Here is a 9321-nt window from a genome sequence, read left to right as displayed (position 1 = left end):
CCGGTTCGGCCCTCGGGCGATCATCACCACCGGGTCGCTCGTCATGGCGACCGGGCAGCTCGTGCTCGCCCTGTCCGACGACGTCCCGACGGCGCTGGTGGCCCGCGTGCTCATCGGTGCGGGCGACGCAGGCATCTTCATCAGCGCGATCCGGCTCGTCGCCGACTGGTTCCCGCCCCGCCGCGCGCCGGTGATGGTGCAGGTCACTGGGGTCATCGGGCAGTCCGGTCAGCTCGCGTCCGCGATCCCCGTCGCGTGGCTGCTGCACGCGCACGGGTGGTCGGCGACGTTCGAGACGCTGGCCGTCGCGGGCCTGCTGGCCTCGGCGGGCGCGTTCGTCGGGATCCGGGACCGGACGCTGCGCGCGCCGGCGGTCCGGTCCGAACGGTTCACGAGCGCCGTCCGCACCGCGGTCCAGCCCGCCGGGACCAGGCTCGGGTTCTGGAGCCACTTCGCGACGCCGTTCAGCGCGAACGTCGTCGGCATGCTGTGGGGCGTCCCGTTCTTCCTGACCGCGCAGGGCCTGACGCCCGCGCAGGCCAGCCTGCTGCTCACCACGCTGACGCTGTCGGCGATGGCGAGCGGCCCCGTCGTCGGACGCCTCACCGCGCGGCACCCGCTGCGGCGCAGCTGGCTGGTGCTCGGCTCGTGCGTTGCGACCGCGCTGGTGTGGGTCGCCCTGCTGGTGCCGTCGACGCCGCGGCCGATGTGGCAGCTCCTCGTGTTCGTCGCCGTCGTGGGCGCGGGCGGGCCGGTGTCGCTGGTCGGCATGGACTTCGCCCGGACCTGGTCGCCGTCGGCGTCGCTCGGCACGGCCACGGGGTTCGTCAACACGGGCGGGTTCATCTCGACGATCGGGTCCGTGCTCGCCGTGGGCGTCGTGCTGCAGCTCGTCTCCCCCGCGGGCGCCACGACGTACACGCTCGACGCGTACCGGCTGGCGTTCGCGGTGCTCGTCGTCCCGTGGACCCTGGGCGTCCTCGGCGTCCTGCGGTCCCGGCGGCGGACCCGCGCCGACATGCACGCGGCCGGTGTCGTCGTACCGCCCCTGCGGGACGTGCTCGGCCGCCGCCGCGCGTCACGCCTGGACGACGCGGCCTGACGACCTACCCGTAGAAGCTCTTCAGCAGCTCGTACGCGACGATCGCCGGCCAGATGATCGCCTTCGGGATCGCCAGCACGAACAACCAGAACGAGTCCGCCTGCTGGAAGTAGTACACCGCCGCCCCGATGAGGCCGAGGCCGTAGACGGCCCCGCCCCCGGCACCGCCGGCGTCCGAGCCCTTCGCCATGTCCGCTCCTTCGTGTCGAGACCGCAGTGACCAGGGGCGATGCCACCCGCCGCCCACGGTCGACCTCAGGGCCGCCCCAGGTCAAGCGGTGCCGGCGCGCCGGACGGTGGCACCTGACGCGCTCGTCCGATCGGGTGCCGCCGCCCGTCGAGCGGGAGCTCGCGGGTCCGTGCTCACTAGGCTCCGAGCCGACCACGCGGAGGACCCATGCGGCGCACGACCTTGCTCACGGCTGCCGCCGTGACGCTGGTGTCGGCCGGGGCAGGTGTCGGTTCCGCGCTGCTGGTCGAGCGGCGTGAGGCTCCCGTCGACACCTCGCAGTGGCCGGTCGAGGAGCTCGTCGCGGACCCGGAGGTGTCGCTGCCCTATCCGCTGCACCTCACGCTGGCGGGTTGCCCGGGGTTCTCGCTGTCGTCGCCCGTGCCCGACGACGGCCGCCACGCGCCGGCCGCGACGTCGTACACGGTGACGTTCGACCCCGACCACCTGGCGCTGTGGGTGTGCCTGGGCCCCGTCGACGAGGGCGCCCGACGCGCCGTCGCCGACCACCTCGGCGCCACGGAGGTCGGCGACACCGGCGCCACGGTGTGGAACGTCAACCCGTCCCGTGTACAAGCCCCCTTCGGCGAGATGTACCGCGTCGACCGGGTGTTCGCCGAGGGCACCTCCCCACGACTCACCGACTGGCTCGTCGACCACGAGGGCTACACCTACGCGTTCGGGTACCTGCACCCGGTCGACGACGTGCCGGACGTCGACGTGGTGGAGGCGATGATCGCGTCCATCACCTTCGACGAGCCCGGCTGACACCGTCGCGCACGCGACCCGCCCGCCGCCGTCATGCGGCGGACGACGCGGCACGCCGGCGCCGGATCCGGTGGACCGACTTGCGGATCGGTGGCAGCAGCTGGAACACGCTCATGGTCGCGAACACGAGGGTGTTGACCCCGACGAACAGGGTCAGCGCCTCGACGAACGGCGACTCCAGCACGGAGGCCGGCAGCGGCGACCAGCCCGCCACGAGCGCGACGGCGGCGGCGGCCGGGACGACGGCGCCCGCGACCACCTCCCGCCGGACGTAGTTCCACCCGGCCTCGCGGCCGCGCACGATCTGCACCATCGACGTCAGGAAGCTGAGCTGCAGGAACAGCGCGTAGCCGAGCTCGAGGACGAGCGGGAGCGCGACGACTCTGCCCCACCAGCCGGCGGCCCAGGCGGTGACGACCCGCTCGACCACGAAGAGCAGCCCGATCGCGACCCACAGCGGCGACCACCGGACACGGTCGGCGGCGAGCAGCGAGATCGTCATGAGCAGCAGGTAGGAGTTGAGCGCGATGACGCCGTACGCGAGGGCGAGCTGCTGCGACCAGTAGCGCGCGGTCGTGCGCGTGAAGCCGTACGCGCCGACGTTCTCGAGCGCGCCGCGCTGCCACCGCAGCCGCTGCCGCCGCAGGGCCTGCCACGTGGGCATGACCTCGGTGGTGACGCGGCACTGCTGCGGTGACGTCAGCCCGGACCCGAGCGACTTCAGCGCGAGCGTCAGCTCGTTGTCCTCCGTCATGGCCGCCGTGTCGTACACGTCGCCGCTGACGCCGGGGACCAGGGACCCGCGGGCCTCGGCGACCGCGCGCAGCGCGTACCCGCGGAACACCGACGCCGTGCCGGTCAGGACGAACAGCCTGCCCTCCCGGCGGTCGATGACGCGCTGGTAGCGGAGGAACTCGTTGCGCTGCAGCTGCCCGAGGACGCCCTCGCCGTCCTCGCCGGAGAACAGCCCGCCCACCGCCATGAGGTCGGGGTCGTCCTCCAGCAGCCCCACGGCCGTCTCGAGGAAGTCCGGGGTGATCGTGGAGTCGGCGTCCATGACGAGGAACACGTCCTCGACGCCCGCGTCGGGCAGGAGCCGGGCGAGGGTCGCGTTGAGCGCGCCCGCCTTGTGCCGCGTGTTGTCGACGAGCTCGACGACGTCGACGCCGCGCTCGCGGGCGATCGGCACGGTCGCGTCGGTGCAGTTGTCGGCGAGCACGAGGACCCGGTGCGCCGGGCGGGTCTGCTCCGCGAGCGACGTGAGCGTCCGGCCGATGACCGCCTCCTCGTTGCGCGCGGGGATCAGCACCGTGCAGCGCAACGTCGTCCCCGCGGCACCGGCTGCCGCCGGGACGGCGGACAGCGGCCACGACGGCGGGCGGTCGAGCTCGAGGGCCCGCGCGGCCGTCGGTCCCAGGACCGCACGGCCGAGCTCCGCCGACGCCCCGGGCACGGGCTGCTCGAGACCACGCCCCCGGGACAGCACCCGCATCGCTCCGGCGGCCTGCAGCGCGACCACGCCCACCGCGAAGGCGGCGAGCGCGAGCCCGACGCCGAGGACCACGGAGACCCGTGGCACCCGGACCGGGACGGCGACGGGGAGCAGGACCACCGGGTCTTGCACCGACTCCGAGAGGCGGGGCGTCCCGCTCACCAGCAGCCACACCGCCGCCACCAGGAGCCCGACGGACACCACCGCGAGCCCCACGGCGACCCAGCCCAGCCGGGCCGCCCGTCGGTGCCAGCTCCGCGCGCCCGGACCGGGGTCCTGGCCGTCCGCGGCGGGACCGTCCATGGACGAATGAAAGCACTGCGCGCACCGGCCCGCCCGCGACCCGGCACGCACGCGAGGACGGGCGACCCTCAGGGCCGCCCGTCCTCGTGGTCGAGCAGGTCAGATGCGACGCTCGCGGCGGAACAGCGACCGCGCCCACACGTACCCGGCGACGCCGATCAGGACGAGCCAGGCGACGGCCGTCAGCGCGACCGACCCGTCGAGCCCCGCACCGCCGGCGAGCAGGCCGCGCACCGTCTCGATGATGGGCGTGAACGGCTGGTGCTGCGCGAACCACTGCACGGGCGTCGGCATCGTCTCGACCGGCACGAATCCGCTGCCCAGGAAGGGCAGGAGCAGCAGGATCATCGGGGTGTTGCTCGCCGTCTCGACGCTCTTCGCGTTGAGCCCCATCGCGACGCACAGCCACGCGAGAGCGAACGCCAGGAGGACGAGCACGCCCGCCAGCGCGAGCCAGTCCAGCGCGTCGGCCTCGGGCCGGTAGCCCATCGCGAACGCGGCGGCCAGCACGAGGACCAGCGCGAGGATGCCCTGGATGACCGTGCCGAGCACCTGGCCGGAGAGCACGGACCCGGGCGAGATCGCCATGGTCTTGAACCGCGCCATGATCCCGCCGTACGCGTCCATGGCCGCGCTGATCGCGACGGACTGCCCGGCGCCGACGATGGTGATGACCAGCAGGGTGGGCGTCAGGTAGTCCAGGTACGCGGCCCGCGCCTCCGCGCCGGGTGCGGCCCCGGGGTCGACGCCGGCGCCCAGTGCACCGCCGAAGACGTACACGAACAGCACGAGCATCACGAGCGGGCCGAGCACCATGAACATGGTGAGCCCCGGGTAGCGCACCGCCCGCAGCAGGTTGCGGCGGAGCATGGTGCGGACGTCGGCGACCGGGCGGGGCCGGGCGACCGCGGTGGGAACGGGGGTGGCGATGGTGGTCATCGGACGTTCTCCTTCTCGTCGGCCGGGACGTCGTCCTCGGCGGTTGCTGCGTCGGTGCCGGCGGGGGGCTCGGTGAGGGCGAGGAACACGTCGTCGAGCGAGCCCGCGGCGTGCACCGCCTTGAGCTCGTCCGGCGTGCCCTCGGCGACGATCCGACCGCCGTGCAGCACGGCGACCGCGTCGGCGAGCCTGTCGGCCTCCTCGAGGTACTGCGTGGTGAGCAGGATCGTGGTGCCGCTCTCGACGAGGGCACGCACCTCCTCCCAGAGGGTGCGGCGGCTGCGCGGGTCGAGGCCGGTGGTCGGCTCGTCGAGGAACACGACGGACGGCGCCCCCACGAGGGTCATCGCGAGGTCGAGCTTGCGCTTCATGCCGCCCGAGTACGTCGCGACGGGCTTCGCGGCGGCGTCGGCGAGCCCGAACCGCTCGAGCAGGTCGGACACCCGGCGCCGACCGGCAGCCCGCCCGAGGTGGTTCAGGTCGGCCATGAGGCGCAGGTTCTCGGTGCCGGTGAGGAGCTCGTCGACCGCGGTGATCTGGCCGGTCACGCCGATCGAGGCGCGGACGGCGTCGGGCTCGCGGGCGATGTCGTGGCCGGCGACCCGGACGGTCCCGGCGTCGGCCTTGAGGAGCGTGGACAGGACGCCGACGGTGGTGGTCTTGCCGGCGCCGTTGGGGCCGAGCAGGGCGGTGACGGTGCCTGCGGGGACGACGAGGTCGACGCCGTCGAGCACGAGCTGGTCGCCGGACTTGGAGCGGTAGGTCTTGCGCAGGCCGGCGACCTCGATCGCGGGCCCTCGGGTGGAGATGGGCATGGCTGTCTCCTTCGAGTGGGTGGTGGGCGTGCAGATGTCACGTGGGAACAGGTGTGTCAGCCGAGCGGGCGCCGGACGACGATGTCGCCGTAGCTGGTGCTGGCGCGGACCTCGACGGTCCGGTCGTTCTCCTCGGGGCCGGTCGCGCCGACCAGCTGGTTGCGGACCATCCCGTGCTGGGACGTGGCGTCGATCCAGGCGGCCGTGCCCTCGGGCACCCCGACCTCGATCGCGCCGTAGGCGTTCTCGAGCTGCACCGTGCCGCCGACGGCCTGCTCGACGCGGATGCCGGCGTGCGCGGACCGCAGCGTCGTCTCGCCGAGCGAGCGGTGGATCGTGATCGCGCCGTGCGCGCCGTGCACCCGCAGGGTCCCCGTCGACTCGCCGATCTCGGTGTAGCCGTTGGTGCACTTGATGGTGGCGTCCCCGACGAGCTCGCGGATCCGCACACCGCCGGCGCTGGCGACGACGTCCGTCGGACCGAGGGCACGGCCCACGACGACCGACCCGGCCGACGCGCGCAGCTCGGTCCGCCCGGCGACCTCGTCGACCCACACCTCGCCGGCACGGCTGGTGAACACGCAGGTCCCGAGCCGGCCCTGGGTGTACAGGGCGCCGAGCGCGCTGCCCTGCAGGTGCGACCCGGTCGGCACCTCGATGGTGATCTCGACGGACGACTTGGACAGGTAGCGCCACCGGGCGCTCATCACGACGGACAGGGCGCCGTCGTGGAGGTCGACGCGCGTCTCGTCGGCGGCCTTGACGTCGCCGGACTTGTTCGGGTCGCTCGGGGCGACCGTCACGACGGTGTCGGCACGGTCGGTCGCGAGCACGTTGACGGCGGCGACGGCGACGTCGACGTTCACGGTGATCGGTTCAGGGGTCGCGAAAGCAGGCATGGTCGGTCCTCGCGTTCTGGTGGCAGGTGTGAGGTCAGCGCACCCAGCCGGTCAGGCGACCGGAGGTGCTGGCGCTGCGGGCCGGGGTGGGGGCGGGTGCGGCGGGCTGGAGGGCGGCCGCGACCGCCCGGACGAGCCAGGTGTTCACGGACACGCCCTCGCGGACGGCCGCCTCCTCCACCTGGGCCTTGAGCTGGTCGGGAAGACGGAGCGTGGTGCGGGACGTGCTCACGTCGTCGGGGTCGAGGGGTGCGGGCCGGGCGGGCTCGACCGTCACGGGCGGCGCGTCCTCGAACACCGAGGTCGGGGCGGGCGTGACGACGAACTCGGGCTCGCGACCGCGGAGGCGGACGTCCACGGAGCCGGGGGCGAGCTCGGCGGTGATCTCGTTCGCCGCGGTGGACAGCGCGTCCAGCAGCACGAGCCGCACGGCGGCGTCGAGCGGGGCCGTCAGACGGTCGGCGAGCTCACGCGCCTCGTCCCCGCCGGCGGCGGATGCGGTGGCGAGCTGGTGCTGCAGCTCGTCGACATATCTCGTCAGGTCCATGACGTCATCATGACACCATTGATGGTGTCATGGCAAGAGGTGTGGTGCCACGAATGACGTCACGTGGTGTCAGGCAGGCGACACGGGCGTGTTGTCGCAGGTCAAGGCCGTGACACCACACGCGGCATCAGCGACACCACGCTGCGTCAGGCGGGCGTGTGGACCGTGCCGAACACCACGGTCCGGCGCACCTCGAAGCCGAGCGAGCGGTACAGCCGGATGGCCCGCTCGTTCTGCGCGGACGCGTGCAGGAAGGGCAGCTCCCCCCGCTCCCGGATCCCGTGCGCCACGGCCAGCACCAGGCGCGTCGCCAGCCCCTGCCCGCGCACCTCGGCGTCGGTGCACACCGCGCTGATCTCCGTCGCCCCGCCGGGCCGCAGCCGCTCCCCCGCCATCGCGACGAGCCGCCCGTCCCGGCGGATGCCGCGGTACGTCCCCATCAGGTACGTCTCCGGGGCGAACGGCCCCGGCTCCGTGCGACCGGTCAGCGCGAGCATGTCGGCGACGTCGTCCGCGCCGAGCACCACGGCCTCCTCGTCGGGCGCGCTCGCGACCGCGTCCGTGGCGACCATCTGGACCCCCGGCAGCGTCCAGCCTCGCGTCCAGCCGTCCGGCAGGACCTCGGGGGCGTTCGTCACCGGGACCTGCTGCCCCGGCCCGACGAGCGCCGCCAGGTCGGCCCACGCGCCGGCGTCCGCGACGTCCCGCAGAGCGGTGAACGGCGACACCGTCGGGCGGTAGCGCCGCGCGCCACCCGTCCCCTCGGACAAGGGCGCGTGCACACCCGTCAAGGCGAACCAGGCGGGGTTGTCGAGGGTGGCGTCGAGCGTCAGGTCCGGGTGCACGGCGCGGAGTCTAGGCCTCCCCACGAGGGACCGGACCGCCCGCCCCCGAGGTGTCCGGAGTCTGGACCGCACCCACGCGCACCCCCTGGGCCCCCGTGCGAGGATCGTCCGATGACGACGGACCAGACGGCGACAGAGCCCGCTGCGGGGACGACCCCTGACGTGACCACGAACGCCGGCGACACGCGCCTGTGGGTCGAGCGGACGGGCAAGCGCCGCTACACGGGGCGCAGCTCGCGCGGCGCCGAGGTGCTCATCGGCTCGGTCGGCGACGAGGGCGCGTTCAGCCCCGGCGAGCTGCTCAAGATCGCCCTCGCCGCATGCAGCGGCCTGTCGTCCGACTCCGCGCTCGCGCACCGGCTGGGCGACGACGTCCAGGTGACGATCAGCGTGAGCGGCATGAGCGACGAGGCGGAGGACCGCTACCCGGCGTTCCTCGAGACGATGGACGTGGACCTGTCCGGTCTCGACCCCGCGGCCCGCGAGCGCCTGCTCACGGTGATCCACCGGGCGGTCGACCAGCACTGCACCGTCGGCCGCACCCTCGACGCCGGCGCCACCGTGAGCCTGACGGTGGCCGGGGAGCGCTGACGCCGATGCCGTTCCTCGACGCCGCGCTCGCGAAGGCCGTCACGATCCCGTCGGCGACCATCCACCAGCACGTCGCCCAGCTCCGGCGCCGCAACCCGGAGGCCACCCCGGCACAGCTCATCCGGCTCCTCGAGAAGGAGTACCTGCTGGTCGTGCAGGGTGCCGGCGGTGCGGTGGGCGCGGCGGCGGCGGCCCCCGCGGTCGGCACGGGCGTCGCGGTGGTGCTGACGGCGAGCGACGTCGCGACGTTCTTCGGGGCGTCGGCCGCGTTCGCGCTGGCCGTCGCGAGCGTGCACGGCATCGAGGTCGAGGACGCGGACCGCCGCACGGCGCTGCTGCTGTCGACGATCCTCGGCGAGCCGGGGGCGGCCGCGGTGCGCGACACCGTGGAGCTCAACGGCAGCACCGTGGCACGCCTGCTGCTGACCCGGATGCCGCTCGCGACGGTGAAGAAGGTCAACAGCACGCTGACCCGCAGGATGGTCCGGACGCAGGTCGCGAAGCAGACCGGTGTCGCGATCGGCCGGCTGATCCCCTACGGCATCGGCGTCGTCGTCGGCATCACCGGGGCGCGTGCGCTGGGGCGGACCGTCATCCGCGGTTCCCGCGCCGCGTTCGGGCCCGCGCCCGTGACGTTCCCGCAGGTCGTCGAGATCGGCCCCGGCGCGACGCGCACGATCCTGCCGCCGCCGAAGGGTCCGTCGAGGCTCCGGTCGCTCACGTCCCGGCGCACGTCCGCCGTCCCCGAGCAGAACCCCCCGACCGGCGACTCCTGACGGGTGCCCGCCCGC

The 9321-nt window shown here is 73.9% G+C and carries 11 protein-coding genes; 4 read left to right on the top strand and 7 right to left on the bottom strand.

Going from position 1 to position 9321, the window contains the following annotated elements:
* A partial coding sequence (locus Cch01nite_RS17200) for an MFS transporter (protein ID WP_203757698.1) occupies positions 1-1102 on the top strand: 1102 nt, incomplete at its 5' end.
* Between the two features lie 4 nt (positions 1103-1106).
* Here Cch01nite_RS17200 and Cch01nite_RS17195 read toward each other — a convergent pair.
* A complete protein-coding gene (locus Cch01nite_RS17195) occupies positions 1107-1292 on the bottom strand; it encodes a hypothetical protein (protein WP_203757696.1) in 186 nt (61 codons plus the stop codon).
* Between the two features lie 207 nt (positions 1293-1499).
* Between Cch01nite_RS17195 and Cch01nite_RS17190 the strand changes: the two genes are divergently transcribed.
* Entirely contained in the window at positions 1500-2099 is a 600-nt protein-coding gene (locus Cch01nite_RS17190; protein ID WP_203757694.1) for a hypothetical protein, read from the top strand.
* Between the two features lie 31 nt (positions 2100-2130).
* On the opposite strand, the gene Cch01nite_RS17185 is transcribed toward Cch01nite_RS17190, so the two are convergent.
* From Cch01nite_RS17185 to Cch01nite_RS17160, 6 genes are all read right to left on the bottom strand, one after another.
* The gene (locus tag Cch01nite_RS17185) at positions 2131-3894 is read right to left on the bottom strand and encodes a glycosyltransferase family 2 protein (protein ID WP_239070851.1); all 1764 of its coding nucleotides are present in this window, start codon (positions 3892-3894) and stop codon (positions 2131-2133) included.
* Between the two features lie 99 nt (positions 3895-3993).
* Positions 3994-4833: an ABC transporter permease gene (locus Cch01nite_RS17180; RefSeq protein WP_203757692.1), complete on the bottom strand. Its 840-nt coding sequence runs from the start codon at positions 4831-4833 to the stop codon at positions 3994-3996.
* A complete protein-coding gene (locus Cch01nite_RS17175) occupies positions 4830-5648 on the bottom strand; it encodes an ABC transporter ATP-binding protein (protein WP_203757690.1) in 819 nt (272 codons plus the stop codon). The genes Cch01nite_RS17180 and Cch01nite_RS17175 overlap by 4 nt, the downstream gene beginning before the upstream one ends.
* A 56-nt stretch (positions 5649-5704) precedes the next feature.
* Positions 5705-6547: a DUF4097 family beta strand repeat-containing protein gene (locus Cch01nite_RS17170; RefSeq protein WP_203757688.1), complete on the bottom strand. Its 843-nt coding sequence runs from the start codon at positions 6545-6547 to the stop codon at positions 5705-5707.
* A 34-nt stretch (positions 6548-6581) separates the two neighbouring features.
* On the bottom strand, positions 6582-7094 hold the full coding sequence (locus tag Cch01nite_RS17165) for a histidine kinase (RefSeq protein ID WP_203757686.1): 513 nt from the start codon (positions 7092-7094) through the stop codon (positions 6582-6584).
* Positions 7095-7240: 146 nt separating this feature from the next.
* Positions 7241-7939 carry a GNAT family N-acetyltransferase gene (locus tag Cch01nite_RS17160; protein ID WP_203757684.1) on the bottom strand — a complete coding sequence of 233 codons (699 nt, stop codon included), beginning with the start codon at positions 7937-7939 and terminating at the stop codon, positions 7241-7243.
* 111 nt (positions 7940-8050) lie between these two features.
* Between Cch01nite_RS17160 and Cch01nite_RS17155 the strand changes: the two genes are divergently transcribed.
* Both Cch01nite_RS17155 and Cch01nite_RS17150 read left to right on the top strand, forming a co-directional pair.
* A complete protein-coding gene (locus Cch01nite_RS17155) occupies positions 8051-8530 on the top strand; it encodes an OsmC family protein (protein WP_203757682.1) in 480 nt (159 codons plus the stop codon).
* A gap of 5 nt (positions 8531-8535) precedes the next feature.
* Positions 8536-9306, top strand: a complete 771-nt coding sequence (locus Cch01nite_RS17150; RefSeq protein WP_203757680.1) for a hypothetical protein — start codon at positions 8536-8538, stop codon at positions 9304-9306.
* The last annotated feature ends 15 nt before the right edge of the window (positions 9307-9321 follow it).

Source organism: Cellulomonas chitinilytica (assembly GCF_016862675.1).
Taxonomy (GTDB): Bacteria; Actinomycetota; Actinomycetes; order Actinomycetales; family Cellulomonadaceae; genus Cellulomonas; species Cellulomonas chitinilytica.
The sequence above is the reverse complement of the archived record's forward strand: the minus strand, read 5'-3'. Positions and strand labels throughout refer to the sequence as shown.